Source organism: Leptolyngbya sp. Cla-17, assembly GCF_016807185.1.
In the GTDB taxonomy this organism is placed as follows: domain Bacteria; phylum Cyanobacteriota; class Cyanobacteriia; order Leptolyngbyales; family Leptolyngbyaceae; genus ULC077BIN1.
Window position 1 is genome coordinate 2,032,215 of record NZ_JAEVYN010000002.1, and the last position, 21,251, is coordinate 2,053,465.

The following is a 21,251-nucleotide window of genomic DNA, read 5'->3' on the forward strand; positions in this document are numbered from 1 at the left end:
GGGTCTTCAGGAGAATAGCGGATGAAAGCGCAGGTGTTTCGTGGGGTGAATAACCTAAGTTATGAAGAGGTGCCAACGCCAGAGATTGCATCGGATGAGGTGTTGGTGCAGGTGCAGGTAGTGGGACTATGTCAGTCGGATATTAAAAAGATTCGCTATCCCTTGTATGAGCCCCCGCGCATTTTTGGGCATGAAACAGCGGGAACGATCTCGGCAGTGGGGGCTGAGGTGAAAAACTGGCAGGTGGGCGATCGCGTAGTTGTGCTGCACCATATTCCCTGTATGCACTGTGGCTACTGCCTGAATGATAATTTTTCTATGTGCGATGTCTACAAAAACATCACGACAACCGCAGGCTTTGCGCCTAGCGGTGGCGGTTTTGCGGAATATGTGAAGGTGCCGGGGCACATTGTGCGAAATGGTGGCTTGATGACTATTCCAGACGCGATCACCTTTGAGCAGGCTAGCTTTGTAGAGCCCACAAATTGCTGTTTGAAAGCGGTGAAAAAAGCCCAGATTCAACCCGGACAAACAGTACTTGTTACTGGAGCAGGTCCGATCGGGCTGATGTTTATCATGTTGGTGAAGTATTTTGGGGCGCGGGCGATCGCTACAGATCTGATTCCTAGCCGCGTTGAAAAAGCGCTGGCGGTAGGGGCAGATGCTGCCTTCGATGCGCGAGATCCAGAGTTGTCAGCAAAAATTCAGGCAATGACTCAAAATATGGGTGTAGATACTAGCCTGCTTGCTGTTCCTAGTGATAAAGCCTTTTTTCAAGCTTTGGATTGCACTCGTAAGGGCGGCAAGATCTTATTTTTTGCTGAGTTTCCCGATGAGCTAGAAATCTCGATTAATCCTAATATTCTCTATCGCCGTGAGATTGATCTGATGGGCAGCTACAGTTCGTCTTACCGGGTACAGCAGCTTGCCGCAGATATCGTCTTTAACCAGTGGATCAATGTGGATGCATTAGTCAGCGATCGCTTTCCGCTAAAAGATCTCTCTGCTGCTGTAGATCGGGCGATCGCACCAACCCCCAACACTTACAAAATCCTAATTTATCCGTGAGGTTGCCTCACACATACTCTGAAATGTCTTCTTTGCAATCATCAGCGAGGTAAGAAAGGGCGCGAAATCGCAAACTGACTAGTTGGTCATACAGTGGATTTAGTTTGCACAACGGTGGAACATGAACTATTTTGCGTCCAAATAGGGTAATGTCTCGCTCAAACGGACATTGAGAGGGGATCATTTTGCACATCAACCGTGCGATTTTTGGGTCTTGAATATCCATGCGATCAAGCCAATCGCGCACAGGATGCAGCAGGTCTACAGGGTCTGTATACAGCTTACGTGACGTTAGATTAGGTGCCTTTATTAACTCTGAACCCTCTGCTGGCTGGGCATTTGCAATAATATGAAATGTATTTCGGAGGATATCTAGCGCATCTGCCTTGAGTCCTAACGCTTGGCAGTACTGTTGCAGCATTTTGTCTTCACTAACGGAGTAATCTTGATCTGCTAGTGCCACCATGACGGCAGTTCTAAGAAAATTTTCTGCTAAGTCGCGATCGCTACCTAGAACCTTTGCCAACTCATCTGCGGAAATTGGTTCCATTGCATCTGTTTTTTCTTCAGCATTAAAATCTTTGTGGAGCAACGCAGAAATCATCGCTTGCTCTTTCGTATCAAAGTTTCCATCTGCCCAAGCTAAAGAAACCAAGCCACGAATCCAAACAGCTGTTTGCTCGTCGGTGTAAGCAGATTTGGTGGTGCTAGCCATTTTTCGCTACAGTCCGGTTAAGTTCCGAGTCGATTCTAGCCCGTTCTTCCAATAAATTATTTAACAACTTAGCGGTAAACTAAGAGACTGAATCCAGTGTGGAAGAGTATAAGTGACCCTCCAAGAATTTTTTCTGTTTCTATCGGCGATATTGATGGCATCTGGGGGGCAGTTTCTGCTCAAATTAGGCGCTGGGAAGCTTGGCAAGGTGAGTGCCAATAATTTCGTCTCTCATATTTTAAATATTGCGTTAACGCCTGAGCTAGTAGCGGGTTTAGCGTTGTATGCCTTCAGCTCCATTTTCTTTATCTTGGTCTTAACTCGTGTCAAGCTAAGCGTTGCAGGTCCAGCAATCTCTATTAGCTATATTTTTTCAGTGCTGCTGGGTTATTTCTTCTTCCAAGAATCAATTTCTCGGCACCATCTGATTGGGTTAGGGCTGATTGTTGCCGGAGTGGTTTTGGTTGTGAAACGGTAGAGTGCGTTGGCTTACGATCTTCGAATATTGAGACAGCACCATTCTCCTCTCTTCCATAGGGCAGCAACCATCCATCCATTCGCTTCTAAGGTGTCTGCCACAGGTTTTGCTTGCTCGACCAAAATGCCACTGAGGATTCCCCAAGTGGTTGGCTTAATGATGGCGGTCATTTGAGGAATCAAATCAATAATTACCTCCGCCAAGATGTTGCAGACAATGCCATCTACCGGAGCATCAATCATCTCAGCAATTTGATCTACGCTGCCTTGAGCAATGATCAACCGATCTTGCTCAATCTGGTTGAGATCACCATTCTCGCGTGTTGCCTTAACGGCTAAGGGATCGGTATCGACGGCATAAATTTGTTTGGCTCCTAACAAAAGTGCCCCAACTGATAAAATGCCAGAGCCGCAGCCGACATCTGCAAGCACCAGATTTATTGGCAGTGGCTCCGTGGTGACGGCGGGCGCTCCCAATCTCATTTCTAGGGCTTCTAGACAGAGTTGAGTCGTGGCATGTTCACCCGTGCCAAAAGCAACCCCCGGCTCGAGTTTAAGCAAAACACGATCGCCCATTTCTGGGGTGGGCAACCATGCAGGATTAATCAGCAAGCGATCGCCCACTTTTTGCGGCTTCCAGTGCTGTTTCCAGTTCGTTGCCCAGTTTTCTTCTTCTATTAAGTTCCATTGGGCAACTGGAATTGGAAAGCCGAAACATAAAGCATCTTGCCGCAATAACAGGGATAACGCAGCTAAATCCAGCATTTGGACTTGTGCCTCAGGGACATAAGCGCGTATTAAGCAAGATACCCCCTTCATCTGACTGGATGCCCCCAGACAGCCAAACGCATCTAATCGCCAAAAGAGCGTATCTTCTAGCAACGGATCCGAGAGAATCTGAATTTCCCACCAGCTATTTGCCATGGTTTAAGGAGACTAGAAGACAGAAAAAACGCAAGCAATGAAGGTGTCCTCATCCTCAGGAAAAAGTCTTTAGACATTTCCGATTTTTGATTCTTTCCTCATCGGGAGAGAGCTAGGGTGAGGACATTTGGCAGTCTTAAACGCTCCTATAACGTGACGGTGTAAGCATCTCGGATACCAGGAACTTTGAGAAACTCAGCAAGAACGTTATCGGGTAGAGGATCATCAATGCTAAGTACCATCACCGCATCTCCTCGAACAATCTTGCGACCAACTTGCATACTGGCAATGTTGACATTAAAGCTACCCAACAGAGAGCCAATTTTGCCAATAATTCCTGGCATATCTCGGTGCATAGTAAAGACCATGTACTTGTTGGGTGGCACGTTGACCGGAAAGTCATCTACGCTGGTGATCCGAATTTCGGAGTCACCTAGGAGTGCTCCAGCTACAGAATGTTCACCTAACGAACCTTTGGCGGACAGATGGAGCGAACCTGTATAGTCTTTAATTGACGCATCGCGAGTTTCTACCACCCGAATGCCGCGCTCCTTAGCTTCAATGCTGGCATTCACATAGTTGACCCGCTCTTGCAATGCGTGAGAGAGGAGTCCTTTTAATGCAGCAACGACGATAGGCTGGCTTTGGTTTGTGGCAAGTTCTCCTTGCAAGCGGACGTTTAGGGCTTCTACACGTCCACCGACCAATTGAGCAACCAAATTACCGAGTGTTTCTGCCAATTCTAAGTAGGGACGCAATTGCTCCAGCAGGTCGGGGCGCAAGCCAGGAATGTTGACCGCAGACCGAGCAGGCAAACCTAACAGCACATCACGAATTTGCTCGGCAACATCGATCGCCACATTCACTTGAGCTTCTTCGGTGGAGGCTCCTAAATGGGGAGTCAGCAGTAATTCTTTGCCAACTCCGCGTAAGGGCGAGTTCTCTTCTAGCGGCTCCTGCACAAAAACGTCCAATGCGGCTCCTGCCAGCTTGCCTTCTTGTAATGCTTGGACGATCGCCGCTTCATCCACAATGCCACCACGGGCACAGTTAATAATGCGAGTAGTGGGCTTCATTTTGGCGATCGCTGCCGCATTAATCAAATTCGCGGTTTCTGGCGTTTTAGGCAGGTGAAGCGTAATGTAATCTGCCTCTTGGAATAAGTTATCCAGTTCAACCAAACGGCAGCCTAATTGCTCAGCGCGCTCGTGGGAAACAAACGGATCGTAGGCCAGCAGTTTCATGCCCATCGCATGAGCTACTGTAGCAACGTGGGCACCAATTTTACCCAGCCCAACAACGCCCAGCGTTTTTTTATAAACTTCAACGCCCATATAACTTTTGCGATCCCACTTGCCGCTTTTCACCGATTGATTTGCCACGGCAATGTAGCGCGACATGGATAGCATCATCGCGAGCGTGTGTTCAGCGGCAGCAATAGTATTTCCTTCGGGAGAATTGACAACAACGATCCCCTTGCGAGTCGCGGCTGTAACATCTACGTTATCCACACCTACGCCCGCGCGACCGATAATTTTGAGTTGGCTTGCAGCCTCAATTACTTCCTGAGTAACGCGAGTGCCTGAGCGAATCATTAAGGCATCGTAGTTTGAAATAATGCCGATCAGGTCTTGAGGAGACAGGTTGGTTTTGACATCAACTTGGGCAACCTGGGACAGAATATCAATTCCGGCTTGATCAATGGGGTCAGAAACAAGAACCTTCGGCATAACAGGCAGATGGGGTTAAACAACAGGGCTTCTTCAACGTTCCAGCAGCGATCGCCTTACACAGGTTTGTAGAAGGAAAAGCTTGCATATCGTCATTAAACCGACTCTTAACGATACGGCATTTTTGAACCGGATCGACGAAATTTGCTGGATTTCTTTAAGAAGTATAAAAAGTGCGGAGCTAGGATCTGAAAACCGAAACCTGTCTAATTTAGCCAAAGATTATTCACATTTTTTAGCCATTCTTGGAAATTGTTGTTACTATTCTGCTGCCATAGTTGTTTTCACGCTCAGTGATGATGCGTGTTTAAGAAGTTTGTGAAAGAAAGTAACTCCCTTCCTGCTCAGCCTAAGAAAGCCAATCTCAGCTTAAGAAAAGTTTCTAAACAAAAAGTTTCTAAACAAAAAAGCTACCGCTGGTTATGGGTGGTAACTGGCTTTGCAGGAGTGGCGTTGTTATCGGCAACAGCAGGAGCGATGTTGGCAATGACAATGGCAAGCGCTCCACTCTTGCAGCGCAAACTAAGCCCTAAAGATGCGGCAGTGTTTTCCAAAGGCGACCTTTCCAGTATTAGTAACTTACAGTTGCCTGAACTAACCCGTCCAGTCAATGTTTTGGTGTTAGGAGCCAAAGTGTTGACCAGCGATGTGTCAGATCCGCCACAGGGAGAAAAAAATCTAGGATATCAAGCTTTGGTGAACTCCTTTGAAGGGTTAACCGATACGATGATGCTGGTTCGATTTAATCCTGAAGCTCAGAAAGTTGCGCTGCTATCAATTCCCAGAGATACCCGTATTGAGATTCCGGGTTATAGCGTTGGCAAAATCAATGAGGCGAATTCGGTTGGAGGACCTGCGCTAGCGGCTAGAACAGTGAGTCACCTATTGGGTGGGGTTGGGGTCGATCGCTACATTACCATCAACGTTCAGGGTGTGCAGGCATTAGTAGATGCGTTGGGCGGTGTCACCGTCTATGTGCCAAAAGATATGAAATATAGTGACGATAGCCAGCATCTATATGTCAACCTCAAGGCTGGAAAGCAACACTTAAACGGCAATCAGGCACTCCAGCTACTTCGCTTTCGCAGTGACGAAAATGGTGATATTGGGCGGGTGCAGCGCCAACAAATGGTGATTCGCGCCTTATCCGAACAAGTGCTTAATCCGATGACTCTGGCTCGGCTACCGAAAATTATTTCAGTGATTCGTGCTTATATTGATACGAACTTAACCGTGGAAGAGATTTTTGCGCTGGTTGCCTATGCAGTTCGTGTTGATCGCTCAAAGATGGAAATGTTGATCACGCCAGGTGAATATGGTGACATCGAAACCTACGGCACGAGTTACTGGCTACCAAATTTGGCAAAGATTCAAGTGATTATGGCTCAGCATTTTAATCTGGGTCTAAATCCAACGGCAGCTAGCATATCGCCTGAAAAAGTGCGAGTTGCCATTCAAGACACCACTCGTCAAGCAGCAGCAAGCTCTTGGATTAATCCGCTGTCAAAAGCGGGCTATAGCGATGTTGCGATCGCAGAACCCTATGGCGAACCGCTGGATACCACCCGCATTTTGGCACAGCAGGGCGACGTTGCCAGTGCTGAAAACATTCGCCGCTTGCTAGGGTTTGGCGAAGTACGCGTCGATGGCAATGGCGATCTCGAATCGGATGTTACGGTTCAGCTTGGCAAAGATGCTTTGAGGCGTTAATGAGGAAAGGGCAATCGCATCTAAATTCGGGTCTAACGGCTCAAAGCAGCGGCAGCAGATAACCCTGAACTCAATATCAGCGTCTCTCAACTGTCCGCTGCGTTTGAATTATTATGCTGCGTTGCTTAACGCTGAACCGACTTCGATTGCCCAATACTCAAGACCTCACGGAATGAAAACTCGTCTTGCACCAAGGTGGGCAATTGCCCACCTTATTTCTTCTGTTCCGTCCGCACTGACTCAGTGTTAGCTGTCTGGGCAGGTCACATCGATTAACTAATAATCAACGACTCATAGTTTTCCCACGTTTTTCCCCTCAATTTTGCAGCTAAATCCTCTGCATTAGCAACTTTTAGTTTGCCGATGTCAAAATATTGCTTATTGCCTTGCATTCCGCCTGAACTTGCTTTGATAAAATCAGTAGTAAATAAATCACTTAACACAAAGGCTCGGACGGGATACCAAGAATCTCCTGTTTGCTGACGACGTTCTACTGCAATTCTGACTAGCTCTACTTCTGATCGGTTGTCATTCTTCCAAATCAAGGTAGCTTCACCTTCAGACTCTAGATCCACAACAGCCTCAATCTGAGCAATTTGTTCAACGCGCTTGTTACGATAGGTACCAAAGTACAAGCTGCGTCGATGGTTGTAAGGACCGCCTTGAGCTGGACATGTGTAAATTTTGTATCGTAATACACTATCAAAGCTCATCTTACAATTGACGATATCTAATCGATATTTCCAGGATGGTAACAAAGCATTCTCATCAAGATACTCACCTAAATCTGATACTGCATCAACTAGGGTTTTGGGCAAGTAAGGTAGTTGAATTGCTTGAAGAAACTGCTCAAAGCTAACGGCAGCAAAAGAAACGTCATTACTTTTTGCAACACCTTCAATTTCTGGAAAGTCAGGATGGTATGCACTATCCTGCTCGAAGTTACCTAGAGCAAGCAGAACTCTTTGACCTTGCTTCTGTTTAAGAGTTTCCAGATGTCCTATGAGTTGAACTTTGTCAAAATTGCTGCCGAGTTTTGTCTCAATGAAGATAGAAAAAGGTTCCTGAGTAATTTCCCCATCGGGAACACTCTCTTTACCCCGTCTTTGCTGTGTGAACTGCACGCCCACCGTACCAGAAAAGTTTTCACCCAGTAACATACTTAGCGCTTCTGATAAAAACTTGGGATTCTCCTCGTATAACATTTTTAGTATCAGGAGGCAATGGTTTGTCGTTTGATTCTCTTTTTGAGAGTAGGTCGGAAATAAGCGTATATTTCGGCTCATATTTTCTGGATCACTGTGTTGAAGCTGATGCTGATCATACGTTTATCATTCACTCAAAACTTTCAAAGTATCACCACAAAATAGGGAACTAGAGATAGCTAACCATTGATTGACTGAAAGTGTTTCCGCGTAACACTTCAAAACGTCTGCCTATTCATCCGTTTTCCGTATAAAACTTTCAATTAGGTAGATAGGGGAATGTTCAGCTTTTCAGTTAGGCGTATTTCAATGTGAAGGCGCTCCCGGTTTTGCTATTGCCTGTAATGGTGGTACTTTCTGCTAATAAATTGATAGGTGATTTTGGAATGGGGTTTTTAGCAGAGCCAATTATTTGGACTTGTGAAGCAGTAAGTGATAACCGCTCTTATGTTGTGGACTCATTGAATAGAATCGCATCTCGATTTGAATTGAGGATGTACAGTGCACCTAGATTCGATCGCTATCAGGAAACAGTTGTGATGCAGATACAGCATGACTCACAGGAGAAGCTAGTTGGCACCGGAAGATTGAAATCAGGAGAGTTAATTTACGTGACTGCCTTTGCTAAAAGCGGAGTTGCGTTTCAAGTTAAAGACAATCAAGACTACGCAGTTGGACATTGCGTTCGGAATGTGACGACTAGCTGAATACAGTCATCTAATCGCCTGTGTTGAGTCTTATATACAGATTCTGTAAAAGCAAGAAGCAAGCGTATCGCTCCTAACAGTTTCCAGCCTCGCCCTTTCGTATGCTTCTCCTTAAGCATTCCGAGCTTTTGCTTGCAGTTTATCTACCTTCCCTGAGAATTGACGTTTATGTTGCAGTCCATTAAACGGGTGGCGATCGCCTTTGCCTCCCAAAGCGTGATCGTTGCCTTAACACCCAGCATCACCCCTGCCTTCACTTTGACTGAAGCCACAGTAAGCAGTGTCCAGACCGCCTTCAGTGCGGGTGACATCACCTGTACGGGGTTGACTCAGCTTTATCTCAACCGCATTGCTGCCTATGACAAACAAGGACCTGCAATCAACTCAATTATTGCCGTCAACCCGAATGCACTAGCGATCGCCGCCCAACTAGATGCTCAATATGCTCAGTCAGGTCCAACCGGTTCGTTGCACTGCGTCCCCGTCATTCTAAAAGATAACTTTGACACTGTAGACGTACCGACCACGGCGGGCGCTTTAGCGCTGAAGGACTTTTACCCTGGTTCTGATGCCTTCCAGGTGCAAAAACTACGGGAGGCCGGGGCATTAATTCTGGCAAAATCTAACCTGTCTGAGTTTGCCTTTAATTTGACTAGCGTCAGTTCTCTGGGTGGCACCACTCTCAATCCTTACGATACCGCTCGTAATGTGGGTGGCTCAAGCGGCGGCACTGGAGCGGCGATCGCGGCAAATTTTGGTCTCCTCGGCTTTGGTACTGATACAGGCGGCTCTATTCGCGTTCCGTCTTCCTTCAATAGCTTAGTGGGCATTCGTCCCACGATTGGCTTAAGCAGTCGAGATGGGATTATTCCGTTGGCGCTCTCTCAGGATGTGGGCGGACCCATGGCAAGAACTGTCGCGGATGCTGCCGCTGCCCTGAGCGTGGTGGCAGGTTATGATCCAAACGATCCCATTACCGCAGGTAGCATTGGCAATATGCCCATCAGCTACACTAATTTTCTTGATCCAAACGGACTTAAAGGGGCTCGAATTGGTGTCGTCCGTGGCGTGTTTGGCTTGAACTCCAATCCTGAAAGCGTTAAGACCAATGCCGTCATCAATGACGCAATTAGTCGCATCGGGTTGTTAGGAGCAGAAGTCGTAGATGTCACCATTCCCAATCTGGCAACTATTCTGGGCTATCCTAGCCTCAGTCGCTTTGAATTCAAGCGTGACCTGAATAATTACCTGGCAGACCGTCCTGTCCCTCCTTCGGGTGTGCGAACTTTGGAGGACATCATTGCAAGTGGGCTGTATTTGAAAGCTAGCGAAGCAGCATATATTGATCGCAACTCGATTACTCCACCCGACCAAAATCCTGATTATCAGAAGATTATTCAAGAGCGTCCCGGCATCACTCAAAGCTCCTTGCTGCAAGCGTTAACGGGTCTAGATGCGCTGATTTACCCATCCGTTGCCAGCCCACCGAACTTGTTGACTGCAAATCTCGCGTCTGGTTCTGCCAACCGTCTTAGTCCTTTTTCTGGCTTTCCAGCAATCACCGTTCCGGCTGGTTTCACGGTTGATGGCTTGCCAGTAGGTCTAGAGTTTTTAGGCAGAGCTTACGATGAATCAACGCTGATTAAACTCGCGTATAGCTTTGAGCAAGGAACGCTATTTCGGCAAGCGCCTGATAGCACCCCTGCGTTGCCAGGTGAGACTGTTGCGGCTGTGCCTGAGCCGAGTACTGTTGTCGCTTTAGGACTAGCCGGTCTTGGCTTGCTAGGGGCAAAGCGGCGACGCAGACAGAGTAAAACCATCAACTTGTAAGGTTAGCACTCAGAAAGTCATGAAGGGCGCAGAATATGCGCCCTTCACATTGAATCTGTCAGCAGGCTATCTAGCAGTTAACTTTTTCCTAGCGTTTTAACGCTTGCAATCCGTTGTCCATCTCGTTGGCGACGACGAGCTGCAAATAGACCACTTACCCCTAGTAGCAGCCCGGTAACAGTGGTTGGTTCAGGAACCGCCGCTACCGTCTCACCTTCAAGTGAAGGCACACTCTCTGGCGCGCGACGGAAAAGCGTTGCCTGCTCAAAGGCATAGGCGAGTCCTAACAGAGTTGGTTCGCTGTAAGCGGTGCCAGAAAAAGTGATGCCAAACGGAGCATTTCCTGACTGATAACCTGCGGGCACAATCACACTGGGATATCCAGCACGAGCAGCAATGTTGGCACCCCGAGTTCCAGGGAAAAAGATGGCATCTAGATTATAGGTGTTGAGGTAGGCATCGATTCCTTGCTCCCGCGATAACAAGAGATCCTGAGCGCGATCGGCAAGATACTTCTGTGTGTCTGCACTTGATGGATCTAAATCTCTTGCTTGAGATGCAAGCGCCAGAACCTGTCCATACTTAAGGGCAACCTCTGGATTGGCGCTGCTGTTGAAGGCAATCACATCCGCCAGGGTTTTAATCGGAGCGTTCTCACCTAAGCTACCCAGGTAAAGGTTGAGATCACGCTTGAACTCGTAGCTCAACACGGAAGAACCGGGTAGAGGAACGGTCGTGATATCTGCTTCAACCACTTCCGCTCCCAGAGAGCGAATAATGCTCAAAGCATTTTCGGCGATCGCTGCTTGCTCTGTAGACACCCCAGTTGTCCAGAAAAACTCTCTGGGTACACCAATGCGTGCTCCACTGAGAGCGTTTGTATTCAAGAACGGTGTGTAATCCGTGTAGGTTTTGCCTGCACTGCCCGCCGTTGCCGCATCTTTAGGATCGACGCCAGTAATTGCACCCAATAAGATGGCAGCATCGGTCACCGTCCGAGCCAGAGGCCCGGCTGTATCTTGACTGGCTGCGATCGGAATAATGCCATCTCGACTAGCAAGACCCAGGGTTGGTTTAACTCCCACCAAGGAGTTTTGATTCGCTGGACTGAGGATTGAGCCAGACGTTTCGGTGCCAATTGAAACTGCTGCGAAGTTTGCCGCGATTGCAGCCGCAGAACCAGCACTAGAGCCACCCGGAGAAAGGATGGGTCTGCCATCACCGTTAGGTAAGGGTATAGGATTATAGGGATTAAAGACATAACCACCCAACGAGCTATAGCCTGCGGGCATCCCATTTGTCAGGTAGTTAGCATACTCCGTTAGATTTGCTTTACCCAGGATCACCGCTCCTGCCTCTCGCAACTTTTGAGCAATAAAAGCATCATCAGGTGGAATTGAACCAGCCAACGCCACAGAGCCAGCGGTGGTCGGCAAGTCAAACGTATCAATGTTGTCCTTCAACAAAATTGGCACCCCGTGAAGCAGGCTTCTCGGTCCCGTTTGTTGTCGTTCCAAATCGAGCGCTTCGGCAACCGCTAGGGCATTGGGGTTAAGCGTCAGAATCGAATTAATCTTGTTTTGTGGTCCGGGTCCGGACTTGTCGTAAGCATCATAGGTTTCAATGCGACTCAGGTAAAGTTGCACCAGTTGCTTGGAGGTTAGCAAATCTGACTCAAACGCGGACTGAATATTGGAGATGGTTGCTTCTTGCAGCGTGAATGAGGTCGTTTGCCCAAACGTAAACGCGATCGCGGGGGCAGGCGTAGAGACGGCGGCGATCGCTGCGGCTTGAGCCGCAAGTACTGTGGCAAAGCGACTGGTAGTTTTGAACACTCTAATTTTCACTCCTTACTAAGAAATTCTACGCACAAAATTGAGAAGCTTCAGTCACAAGCTAAGTTGAACTACGGATGTAAACCGTAGCTGAAATTACAACTAGAGAGTAATGTCATGGAATCTTGACAAGCTTGGTTGTTCTTGTTGGTTCAGGTCTGAGTTGTTAACGCAGATACAGTATTTACACGTAGTTTCGCCAATACTAAAGCAAAGGCTAGGAACGTAGAGCAACACTCACACGCCCTAAAGCAATTCATACGCTGCGTTGAGCCATTAACTAAAGTAATTCACGAATAGGAGTATCTGTGTGCTGAATCTCTTGAAGCGGACGGCAACGTTGGTAGTCACTCCGGTTGCCTTGCTTGCACTTGCAGCCGAGACAGTTTACGCTGCTACGTTTCGGCTTGCGGAAGCAACAATTCCAGACATTAATCTGGCGTTTGACTCTGGAGCGCTAACATCTGAACGGTTAGTAGAACTGTATTTGAACCGGATTGCCACCTACGATGAGCAGGGTCCGTCAATTAATGCTATCCGCGAACTGAACCCGGATGCGCTGATGTATGCCCGCATTCTGGACGCAGAGCGTATTTCTCAAGGGCGACGCAGTCCACTGCATGGCATTCCAATTCTTCTGAAAGATAACTACGATACGTTTGATTTGCCAACAACAGGTGGGTCGGATGCGTTAGCTGGCTCCGTTGCACCCGATGATGCGTTCGTGGTGCAACGACTGCGAGACGCTGGGGCAATTATCCTCGGCAAAACGGAGCTAGATGAATTTGCGATCTCTGGTTCTGGCTATAGTTCCCTCGGCGGTCAAACCCTCAATCCTTATCAGTTAAATCGTCAATCGGCAGGCTCTAGTGGTGGTACAGGAGCCGCGATCGCCAGTAGTTTTGCGGCCTTTGGCACTGGCACGGATACGGGTGGCTCAATTCGGACACCTTCCTCGTTCCAAGCCCTAGTAGGTGTGCGACCCACTCGTGGTTTAGTCAGTCTAGACGGCATCATTCCCTTTGCACTGTCCCGCGATGGGGCAGGACCAATGGCGCGAACTGTAACCGATGCCGCACTGGCCCTAGGGGTGATGGCTGGATTTGACCCCAATAATCCCAGTTTTGCAACACCCGTTTCAGCCCCAACGGTAGAGCCAAATAAATTCTTCAGCGACTACACCCAGTTTTTGAAACCCGATGCGCTTAATGGTGCTCGACTGGGAGTGGTTCGCAACTACTTTGGTAACGGTACTAACGGCGTTGATCCAGAGGTAAATCAAATTCTGGAAACTTCTCTAACTCAGCTACGCGGACTCGGTGCAACAACAGTCGACATTACCTTTGAGAACAGTTTCTTGCAAACAATGGCATCGGCTTCATCCACGATCGCCCGCGCTGAACAAAAACCTTATCTCGATGAGTATCTCCAGACGCTATCGCCGGAATATCCCAAAATTGTTGAAGACATAATCACAATCTTGCGATCGCCAGAAGTGGCAAACTCGTCCACACCCTCCACTATTGTTGGCACGTTGAACAACACTGTTGCCTTCGGGGGCTTAACCAATCCCCAATACTTAAACGTTGCGAACACAATTATTCCATCGCTGCGAAGCACTGTGTTAAATGTTTTTGACACAAACGATCTCGATGCTTTCGTGTTTCCAACGATTGGCACTTTTGCTCGCCCGTTACCAGGAACAACAGATCCAACGTTTGTCAGTCCACCAGGGTCGCCACCCATTCGGCAGGTTGAGTTTGCCAGCCTGCTGGGATTCGCCGATGTTACGGTTCCAGCCGGGTTTGGTTCCCAAAATTTGCCAGTCACGCTTTCTTTGACGGGTCGTCCTTACAGCGAGTCATCACTGCTGGGTTTTGCATATGCCTTTGAGCAAGCAACCCAAGTACGATTGCCACCTTCGTTGCTAGCCGATCTACCAGGAGAGGTGTTTGAGTATACGGCAGTTCCAGAGCCAAGCATGATGCCGGGTGTAGTCATTGTGGGTCTGGGTTTTGTGGGGGTGAAGCTGATGCAGCGTCGTCGTATGGCGAAGTTCAATCCAGTCTTACATCAATCGTCGGCAAAGTAAGCCAAGTAGTTAAAAAATAAGGGCTAACTTTGGGGCCGTTGAGCATTCAGGTGCGATCGTAAAACGGGAAAGCAGTTAGCTCTAGAAGCTTTATAGCGGTTTTCTGTCGGATGAGGTACGGGCAGAATAATAGAGAGCAAGGGTTTGAGCCTTTAGTTTGTACCTCACAGGAGCCGGAAACGCTATAAGAGGCTGCTGACTAATAATTTCCGAAGCCAAAACACAAGGTACGTCTAAAAAGATCGCTAGATTTTGCAGTAGAGCTGGAAAAAACACTTCTCTAGCCACAGATGCGGTTCTGGTAACGATCGCTTGCATAACGCTGCAAGCGATCGTTACGTTGCTGCGTGAGCGGAAAAGTGGCAGGAGGTTACCTGGTTTTTCGGGCCGCCAAGGACGACACCAACTAAGCAACTGAAGAAAGGGTGACAGTCCCAACTTCACTTTCTCCAAATTTGTGTAAAAGCAATCAACGCATCAACGTTCACTCAGCTGCTAAAGGTCAAGTGAGTCAAAGGCTATCTGGAGTACGCCGACGATGATTGCTGAGGTATTTGCTAATTCTGGCGTGCTGTGATTACCCATTCTGAAGATTTGAATTTCGAAACTGGGCACTTTAGAAATGGCATCTTGAAGCACATTCTATAGAACCACAAAAACCGTCATGCACTTAGCTATTTGGAGCCTGCGGCTGTTTTACGTCTTGATTATGGCACTTGGAGCATTTGTCATCATTTTGCCTGGTGCTAATGCTTTAGGACTGATCGTCGCACCAATAGTGCTTATGATTACTGCACTGGTCGAAGCTGTCGTACAAGGTTTACTCCGTTCAGAAAAATGGGCTTTGCACCTAGGCTTAGTCATCTGCATTTTGCTGATTTGTAGCTTATGGTTTACGCTTTTTGGAGTGTTCGGACTTTGGGGCTTATTGCTGGCTCAACCAAGATTTCAAGCGGCTACTGAAAGATCGTTCAATGCTAGAGCTACTCGCCCTGGGGCAGTCAATGTTATTGTTGCTGCTCAGCTTTTGCTAGGAGTACTGAGTTTAGCTGGGGCGATCTCAAACAACCCGTGGACTTCATCGCTAACCGCTCGCAACAATCCGTCTAGTGTGTGGAGTTTCGTTCTATCAATCGGAATTTTGAGCCTCTGCATGGCAGGTGGAGTGTATTTCTTACAACGATGGGCGTGGTATGGAGCTTTAATGACTCAGGCAGCAGCTTTGTTTGGCTTCATCAATTTTATAATTGGGGGAGAAAGCAGTTTAATCTTGCACTGTTGCTTTTCTCTGGTAACTGTTGGTTATCTATCAAACCCCAATGTGTGGCATGCCCTAAGGCGTTAACGCTAGCAATTTGTCTACATTTAGAATTCAAAAATTTGCCATGGCAAGTCAATACCCACCTCTTTGACATACGAATGCATTGGCTTGCTCCGTAATCGCTATCGCCTCATACGCTTTCTTCATGCCGCTCATCACGATTATCTCATAGTGAGCAATTCTATAAGTTGCCGCAGTGCAACCAGAACTACTTATAGTCGAGTCTGTTAGTAGATAAGCTTGCTTACTGCGACTCTAGCCAAACCAAGTCATTTCGGCGGATGGTGCCGCTCTGCAAAACCGAGGCACGGATCCCTGCAATCACGTTGTTGTGTTGAGCCGTTGTTCGCAAGATGCCCAGATCGGTTGATAAACCAGATTGTGCCAGAGTTGTCACCACGCAGCGAGGACAGGCGGTGTCGATGCTGAGGCGAACCTCATCGCCGATCGCTAGCACACCACCGACCCAAGCATCTTCTATAAATGAGGCTTCATCAGATACGGGCTTGATCAAAAGATTCGGTCGAAAGCGACGCAGGTCAAATTGTCCTTCCGGGTAAAGCTCTTGCAGCCGTGCCAATGTTGCAGTCGTAATGGCATGAACAGAGCACGAATCAAAAAACGTACCGGAAGGTAAAACGAGTTCTGTGGTTGTCTCCTGATGCGCTGTCCCTTCAACATTGGGCCAATATTGATCGAGGCTCGCTGTCTGTGGTGCCGAGGACAGCAACTGCACGTCGCGACCCAGCAAACCAGAAAGAATGCTGCTGGTGTCGATCTCCTCGCTTGTAAGAGAACCACCATTTGGAAGCTCTACTTTTACTGGGGGAAGCGTTTCTTTCAGGGGAGCTTCTGTGAATGCTGCCTGAAATTCCAATAACTTTGCCCACTTTTTAGGGTTCTTAGCACTGGCAATCCGGCCACTTTGTACATCCAGCAGTGCATACGCGCGGTCGCCCAATAGCCCCTGCTTCGTTACGTCTGTAAACTCTAATTCCTCTCCCAGCATCGATTTCACTGGATAACGCCAGAGTGTTGCAATTGAACCCACGACCGATCTTGTCATCTATCACACCTTGGTTGAACAATTAGCCAAAGCTAGCAAGGCTGAAGCAATGTAGGAGTATCAGAATGTACTTTGTTGATAGTTTTTCGGATCACTGCAACTAGGGCGATCTCCAGCTATCAACAAGCCTTAGCCATGGTCAATTCCCTTTCTGAAAGTATCTTTTGAAAGTTCTGCCAGAGACGTTGACTTTCAGAAGAACTTGAGAAGCGATAATAATCTTTGCACCTTAATTGACTCGTTTGCTTGTGCATTCTCGACAAGGTATTACAGAAATTTTTTCTACTTTTGTGGAATTTTCAGGCGATCGCTTTAATGAATGGACGAGTGATCGCCGCTTGCACCGCAACATGTTAAATCGTTTGGAGTCGGCAGTAACGGCTGATTTGCGAAACCTTTCCAACTCTGACTGGGCATTGTACTGGCATCGAGCCTGGATGAATCAATCTACGATGGCGGCTGGACATTTGACCGCTTATTTGCAGGAAACGTGCTATTGGGTCGATCATAAGCTAACGAGTCGCCAGACTGGGGTGCAATATTCTCTGCCGGACTTTTTTCAAATTGCGATCGCCAGTCTACCGATCGTCCTCAAGGGATATTGCCCAAAGTATGGTGCAAGCCTGCAAACCTACGCTAGCCTCATCTTTAGTAACACGATTCGAGACACGTTGCGGCAACAAAAAGAGGCAGACAGCCGTACTGATTGGGGCTTGCTGCGAAAGCTGATTCAAAAGCGATTAACAGAATCTCTACAGCAGGCAGGATTATCAGTGGAAACGATTGCCCAATATTGCCTAGCGTGGCAGTGCTTTAAAACTCTTTGTGTCTCTGGTGATACTCCCACAACGCGACGGTTATCTCGACCCGATGCGGCAATCTGGGAGGCGATCGCCCAACTTTATAATCAGCAACGTCTACGCCAACTGTCGCTTACTGCACCAGAGTGTGACCCAAAGACTCTAAAACAGTAGGCTACCCGCTGTTGTTTGGGCACAATTCCCTCCAGCAACGAGCACCGTTCCAACCGAACAATTGCTGTTCAACGCCCCCAAACCACCTAGTCAGGGCGCACCCAGCTGACGGCGGCGGGGTGGAGCCAGTCGGGGCAATTGCCGTCAGTTTGAAGCACTAACGGCTCTGGTTCCGGCAACCAATGGTAGGGTTTGGGGACAGACGGTGAGCGATCGCCCGACCTTCTGGTTTTATCTTCCAGCACCGTTGACAGGTAACACGCCAATTGAGTTTGTGGTGCAAGATGCGATCAATCGCTACGTCTACAACACCCGAATTGCTGCTGCCAAAACTCAGGCAGGGTTGATGCAACTTTCACTCCCAACCACCGCCCAACCTTTAGAAGTCGGCAAATCTTACACCTGGACACTTTCTATCTATTGTGATCCTGCCAAACCGTCTCAAGCGGTGTTTGTGAATAGCTTAATTCAACGCATGGCTGCCCGGCCGGATCTCCAGCGCCGTTTGTCCACCTCTGCTCCCTTGGAACAGGTCAAGTTATACGTAATGAATGGCATCTGGTATGAGGCGTTGAATGGTCTAGCACCCCTTTACCGTGCCAATCCCCAGGAACGCCAAATGGCAGCAGCCTGGGCAAGTTTGTTGCAGCATCCCCTAAACGGAGCCTAACTCACAGGCTCCGTTTAGGGGATGCTGCACTACTGAATCAGCCAAGTTGAAGAAGGGCGATCGCTGATTTTTTAGAAGCCTGATCCTCTCAAGCCAAGGCATAGATCCCATCCCGCATCGACTCACTCACATATCTCAGCAGTCGCTCAATCTGCACTTCTGCTTTCTTCTGGGCTTCAGGCAGAAACTGATCCGCTGCTTCAACGTGATTGGCTCCATTCGATTAGCCAGCCAGTTCTTAAACTCCTCACACTTCCCCTCACTCGCCGCCCCATCTCTGAAGAACTGCCGTAGGTGACTGAGGGTAAACGTATACTTCTCCAGCGATCGCGTCCTTAAAGTCTTTGCTTTATACGCAATGTATTTCTCAAACATCTCCGTTGCAGACAATCCATTCACCCGCCGTTGATATGCAGCCCGGTACTTCTCCAACGTCGGGTCAAACAAATCATTCACAATATCCCGCTCAATCTGCTTCGCCTTCAACTCAGCAACTGCGCGATTCGCCTTACCATCTCCCAACTCCAACGCAAAAAAATACCGTTTGCCTGCAAAGGTCCAGATCAGCCTCAACCGCCCTCTAAGACTTTGAATTCTCACAGTTCCCTTCTGTGCCTTGATTTTACGCATTGTGATCACATTAAGATTTGAGATCACAACTGAATCACATTCAGAGACTACATTTGACTGATTTTGACCAAATTTGACAGAGCTTAGTGAGAATGACTCGTCCATAACCATCTGTACAGTTCACAGAAAAGTGTCATTTGTACAAACTTAGTGTCACGTCAATTTTAGTAGGTTAAAAGCGCTCTATGAGATGCTTTCAGCCATTTTAAGGCTTATTTTTTGCTCTTGCTGAGTTTTTATCTTTACTTGCCTTTTCCCTGAATTAAGGCAAAATTCTATTCATCGATAAATGCCTATTCCCTGATGGCTCAGTCAGGCTATCAGATCTTCTTATGAATAAATCGGAGAGCTTACCCTTAACAATTGAAGAGTCCTTGCCAATGGTTGAATCTTATGGGTTAGAGGAGGTTCAACCACCTGCTAAAGAGCGCCTGATTCTTGAGGAACTCATTGAAGACGCTGAGCAGAAGGAGAAAATACTGCTTCGCTATCGTGCAGTTGCAGAAATATCCCAAGCCCCTGATACGCTGAAAAAGGAAAAAATCAAGCTATGGGCAGACAGACTGGGAGTTCACGAAAGAACGGTCACCCGTTTATGTGAAAAAGTTGGAAACGAGGGAGTTGCTGCCTTAGCGAGGCTGACTCGTGCTGATGCAGGCATGACTAAAGGTTCAAAGCTATGGAGGGGAAAGACACTCGAAGAGTGGAAAAAATTTATCGAAGACAAATACGAGACAGGAAATAAGTGCGGACGTTCCATGAGTCGGAACCAAGTTTTTATTCAGGTTAAAGGGCACGCAACGCTAGAGTTAGGACTCAAGGAAGAAGGTGAGTACCCATCTCGTGGGTTTGTTTATACAGTTCTAAACCCGTTGGTTCAGCCAAACAAGAAGGGACGGAATCCAGGACAAGGACCAGGAATTGTTATGAGGGTCTTAGATGCTCAAAAAAATGAAGAAGAGATTGTTGTTGAACGCAGTAATCAGGTTTGGCAGATTGATCACACTCTGCTAGATAATTTGCTGGTTGATGCAAACGGGGAAACAGCCGGGACTATTTGGCTTACTGCAATCATTGATACCTACTCCAGTTGCTTAATGGGATGCCACCTCAGTTTTGTGGGTCCAGGTTCCCATGAAGTCGCTTTGGCGCTCCGTCATGCGATTTTGCAGAAGCATTATGGTCCTGAGTACGAACTTAGAGAAAAGTGGGAAGCTTGTGGGCTGCCGGAATACATTGTCACCGATAAAGGAAAAGATTTTCTGTCTGCCCATCTACGCCGAGTCGGGATAGATTTGGGCATCAAATTACGTCGTCGCCTATACACGGAACAAGGCGCAGCAATAGAAAGGCCATTCTTGGGTATCAAGAATGAATATTCCTCTAAACTACCTGGTTATAAAGGTGGAAGCTTAGCGGAACGTCCAGAAAATACTGAGAACTATGCCTGCATTTGTTATGAGGATTACGATAGAAAGCTTGTCCGCCATATCGTCGATCACCGTAATACCCATCTCTATCCAAAAGTTAAAAACCAAACTTGTCAACAGCGTTGGTGGGCGGGTTTAGTTGGTGGAAAGCCAATAATGCCTTCTAATGAACGCGACCTTGATGTTTGCTTAATGAAGGAGACAGACCGAAGCATCCAAAAGTATGGCTGTATAGCATTTGAATGCCTCATATATGGTGCTGGTTGGAGGAAAGATGATGCGGGACTCTGGCGATACGATGAAGACGCAGATTTTTTAAAGGATCACGATGGAAAAGTCAGTATCAGATACAATCCAAGCAATATTGTCTATATTCTTATCTATACCAAGGAGAAGAATGGTCAGCCGTCAAAGTATTTAGGCACTATTAGAGCTAAGCACTCCGAAGAAAGGGATTTATATCGCGATGAAGAACGCTTGTCTCTCAAAGAATGGCAGGATCGCAAAGAAAAGCGCCGTAAGGAGGGAAAAGCAGTTGATCAGTCTTCTATTCATAGGGAACAATTAGATTTGACCCAATTCTCAAATGAGCAAGTTTCGGCGCATCGGAAACGTAAAAGAAAAGCGAAAGAAGTTAGGGGTGATGAGCAGGCTCGTATCACTCGCGCATCCAATCATTCTAATGTTGTGGAACTGCCTGTTCCAAACGCTTCCCGAAAAAGTAAGAAACCATCTAAAACTGCTACAAACGCTGGTCTTACGGACACAGCAATTGTAGAGTCTATCAATGAGCAATCTGAAATTCAGGTAAAACCTGCGCTTTATGTCGTCCCTGACTGGAACGAATTTGTTGAGGATGGTTGGTAA

17 protein-coding genes and 1 pseudogene are annotated in these 21,251 nt (G+C 47.5%); 10 read left to right on the plus strand and 8 right to left on the minus strand.

Annotation, left to right across the window (positions count from 1 at the left end; translation table 11 throughout):
• Nucleotides 1–21 precede the first annotated feature (21 nt).
• Nucleotides 22–1,068: a zinc-dependent dehydrogenase gene (locus tag JOY44_RS20305; protein WP_171575361.1), complete on the plus strand. Its 1,047-nt coding sequence runs from the start codon at nucleotides 22–24 to the stop codon at nucleotides 1,066–1,068.
• A 7-nt stretch (nucleotides 1,069–1,075) separates the two neighbouring features.
• Here the strand turns inward: JOY44_RS20305 and JOY44_RS20310 are convergent, their stop codons facing one another.
• Nucleotides 1,076–1,783, minus strand: coding sequence for a Mo-dependent nitrogenase C-terminal domain-containing protein (locus JOY44_RS20310; protein ID WP_171575362.1), 708 nt, complete (start codon nucleotides 1,781–1,783; stop codon nucleotides 1,076–1,078).
• A 112-nt stretch (nucleotides 1,784–1,895) separates the two neighbouring features.
• Between JOY44_RS20310 and JOY44_RS20315 the strand changes: the two genes are divergently transcribed.
• Entirely contained in the window at nucleotides 1,896–2,261 is a 366-nt protein-coding gene (locus JOY44_RS20315; protein WP_171575363.1) for an EamA family transporter, read from the plus strand.
• Nucleotides 2,262–2,272: 11 nt separating this feature from the next.
• Here the strand turns inward: JOY44_RS20315 and prmA are convergent, their stop codons facing one another.
• Both prmA and serA read right to left on the minus strand, forming a co-directional pair.
• On the minus strand, nucleotides 2,273–3,184 hold the full coding sequence (prmA, locus tag JOY44_RS20320) for a 50S ribosomal protein L11 methyltransferase (RefSeq protein WP_171575364.1): 912 nt from the start codon (nucleotides 3,182–3,184) through the stop codon (nucleotides 2,273–2,275).
• Between the two features lie 146 nt (nucleotides 3,185–3,330).
• The gene (gene serA, locus JOY44_RS20325; protein WP_171575365.1) at nucleotides 3,331–4,914 is read right to left on the minus strand and encodes a phosphoglycerate dehydrogenase; all 1,584 of its coding nucleotides are present in this window, start codon (nucleotides 4,912–4,914) and stop codon (nucleotides 3,331–3,333) included.
• Between the two features lie 318 nt (nucleotides 4,915–5,232).
• Between serA and JOY44_RS20330 the strand changes: the two genes are divergently transcribed.
• On the plus strand, nucleotides 5,233–6,624 hold the full coding sequence (locus tag JOY44_RS20330; RefSeq protein ID WP_197985605.1) for an LCP family protein: 1,392 nt from the start codon (nucleotides 5,233–5,235) through the stop codon (nucleotides 6,622–6,624).
• 272 nt (nucleotides 6,625–6,896) lie between these two features.
• Here JOY44_RS20330 and JOY44_RS20335 read toward each other — a convergent pair whose 3' ends face one another.
• Complete coding sequence (locus tag JOY44_RS20335; protein WP_203032070.1) at nucleotides 6,897–7,784, minus strand: hypothetical protein; 888 nt, start codon at nucleotides 7,782–7,784, stop codon at nucleotides 6,897–6,899.
• Between the two features lie 539 nt (nucleotides 7,785–8,323).
• Here JOY44_RS20335 and JOY44_RS20340 point away from each other — a divergent pair.
• Nucleotides 8,324–8,536 carry a hypothetical protein gene (locus JOY44_RS20340; protein WP_203032071.1) on the plus strand — a complete coding sequence of 71 codons (213 nt, stop codon included), beginning with the start codon at nucleotides 8,324–8,326 and terminating at the stop codon, nucleotides 8,534–8,536.
• A 168-nt stretch (nucleotides 8,537–8,704) separates the two neighbouring features.
• The gene (locus JOY44_RS20345) at nucleotides 8,705–10,366 is read left to right on the plus strand and encodes an amidase family protein (RefSeq protein ID WP_171576143.1); all 1,662 of its coding nucleotides are present in this window, start codon (nucleotides 8,705–8,707) and stop codon (nucleotides 10,364–10,366) included.
• A 77-nt stretch (nucleotides 10,367–10,443) separates the two neighbouring features.
• Here the strand turns inward: JOY44_RS20345 and JOY44_RS20350 are convergent, their stop codons facing one another.
• Nucleotides 10,444–12,201, minus strand: coding sequence for an amidase family protein (locus JOY44_RS20350; protein WP_203032072.1), 1,758 nt, complete (start codon nucleotides 12,199–12,201; stop codon nucleotides 10,444–10,446).
• A 310-nt stretch (nucleotides 12,202–12,511) separates the two neighbouring features.
• On the opposite strand from JOY44_RS20350, the gene JOY44_RS20355 reads away from it, so the two are divergent.
• Entirely contained in the window at nucleotides 12,512–14,293 is a 1,782-nt protein-coding gene (locus tag JOY44_RS20355; protein ID WP_197985606.1) for an amidase family protein, read from the plus strand.
• Between the two features lie 90 nt (nucleotides 14,294–14,383).
• Here JOY44_RS20355 and JOY44_RS20360 read toward each other — a convergent pair whose 3' ends face one another.
• Complete coding sequence (locus JOY44_RS20360) at nucleotides 14,384–14,731, minus strand: hypothetical protein (RefSeq protein ID WP_171575369.1); 348 nt, start codon at nucleotides 14,729–14,731, stop codon at nucleotides 14,384–14,386.
• Between the two features lie 226 nt (nucleotides 14,732–14,957).
• On the opposite strand from JOY44_RS20360, the gene JOY44_RS20365 reads away from it, so the two are divergent.
• Nucleotides 14,958–15,638 (plus strand): hypothetical protein, encoded by a 681-nt coding sequence (locus JOY44_RS20365; RefSeq protein ID WP_171575370.1) that lies wholly within the window; start codon nucleotides 14,958–14,960, stop codon nucleotides 15,636–15,638.
• Nucleotides 15,639–15,858: 220 nt separating this feature from the next.
• Here the strand turns inward: JOY44_RS20365 and JOY44_RS20370 are convergent, their stop codons facing one another.
• Nucleotides 15,859–16,680 carry an MOSC domain-containing protein gene (locus tag JOY44_RS20370; protein ID WP_171575371.1) on the minus strand — a complete coding sequence of 274 codons (822 nt, stop codon included), beginning with the start codon at nucleotides 16,678–16,680 and terminating at the stop codon, nucleotides 15,859–15,861.
• A gap of 248 nt (nucleotides 16,681–16,928) precedes the next feature.
• Here JOY44_RS20370 and JOY44_RS20375 point away from each other — a divergent pair, with 248 nt between their 5' ends.
• A complete protein-coding gene (locus JOY44_RS20375) occupies nucleotides 16,929–17,654 on the plus strand; it encodes a hypothetical protein (protein ID WP_171575372.1) in 726 nt (241 codons plus the stop codon).
• 127 nt (nucleotides 17,655–17,781) lie between these two features.
• Nucleotides 17,782–18,324, plus strand: a pseudogene (locus JOY44_RS20380) (DUF928 domain-containing protein); the annotation flags it as partial.
• A 135-nt stretch (nucleotides 18,325–18,459) separates the two neighbouring features.
• On the opposite strand, the gene JOY44_RS20385 reads toward JOY44_RS20380, so the two are convergent.
• Nucleotides 18,460–18,954 carry an Arm DNA-binding domain-containing protein gene (locus JOY44_RS20385; protein WP_171575373.1) on the minus strand — a complete coding sequence of 165 codons (495 nt, stop codon included), beginning with the start codon at nucleotides 18,952–18,954 and terminating at the stop codon, nucleotides 18,460–18,462.
• A gap of 332 nt (nucleotides 18,955–19,286) precedes the next feature.
• Between JOY44_RS20385 and JOY44_RS20390 the strand changes: the two genes are divergently transcribed.
• The gene (locus JOY44_RS20390) at nucleotides 19,287–21,251 is read left to right on the plus strand and encodes an integrase catalytic domain-containing protein (RefSeq protein ID WP_197985607.1); all 1,965 of its coding nucleotides are present in this window, start codon (nucleotides 19,287–19,289) and stop codon (nucleotides 21,249–21,251) included.

What these genes read in the sequence shown, in the direction of transcription:
- JOY44_RS20335 (WP_203032070.1), bottom strand. Translation starts at nt 7,784, where the DNA reads ATGTTACTGGGTGAAAACTTTTCTGGTACGGTGGGCGTGCAGTTCACA.
- JOY44_RS20340 (WP_203032071.1), top strand. Translation starts at nt 8,324, where the DNA reads ATGTACAGTGCACCTAGATTCGATCGCTATCAGGAAACAGTTGTGATG.
- JOY44_RS20370 (WP_171575371.1), bottom strand. Translation starts at nt 16,680, where the DNA reads ATGACAAGATCGGTCGTGGGTTCAATTGCAACACTCTGGCGTTATCCA.
- serA (WP_171575365.1), bottom strand. Translation starts at nt 4,914, where the DNA reads ATGCCGAAGGTTCTTGTTTCTGACCCCATTGATCAAGCCGGAATTGAT.
- JOY44_RS20310 (WP_171575362.1), bottom strand. Translation starts at nt 1,783, where the DNA reads ATGGCTAGCACCACCAAATCTGCTTACACCGACGAGCAAACAGCTGTT.
- JOY44_RS20365 (WP_171575370.1), top strand. Translation starts at nt 14,958, where the DNA reads ATGCACTTAGCTATTTGGAGCCTGCGGCTGTTTTACGTCTTGATTATG.
- JOY44_RS20390 (WP_197985607.1), top strand. Translation starts at nt 19,287, where the DNA reads ATGAATAAATCGGAGAGCTTACCCTTAACAATTGAAGAGTCCTTGCCA.
- JOY44_RS20345 (WP_171576143.1), top strand. Translation starts at nt 8,705, where the DNA reads ATGTTGCAGTCCATTAAACGGGTGGCGATCGCCTTTGCCTCCCAAAGC.
- prmA (WP_171575364.1), bottom strand. Translation starts at nt 3,184, where the DNA reads ATGGCAAATAGCTGGTGGGAAATTCAGATTCTCTCGGATCCGTTGCTA.
- JOY44_RS20385 (WP_171575373.1), bottom strand. Translation starts at nt 18,954, where the DNA reads ATGCGTAAAATCAAGGCACAGAAGGGAACTGTGAGAATTCAAAGTCTT.
- JOY44_RS20305 (WP_171575361.1), top strand. Translation starts at nt 22, where the DNA reads ATGAAAGCGCAGGTGTTTCGTGGGGTGAATAACCTAAGTTATGAAGAG.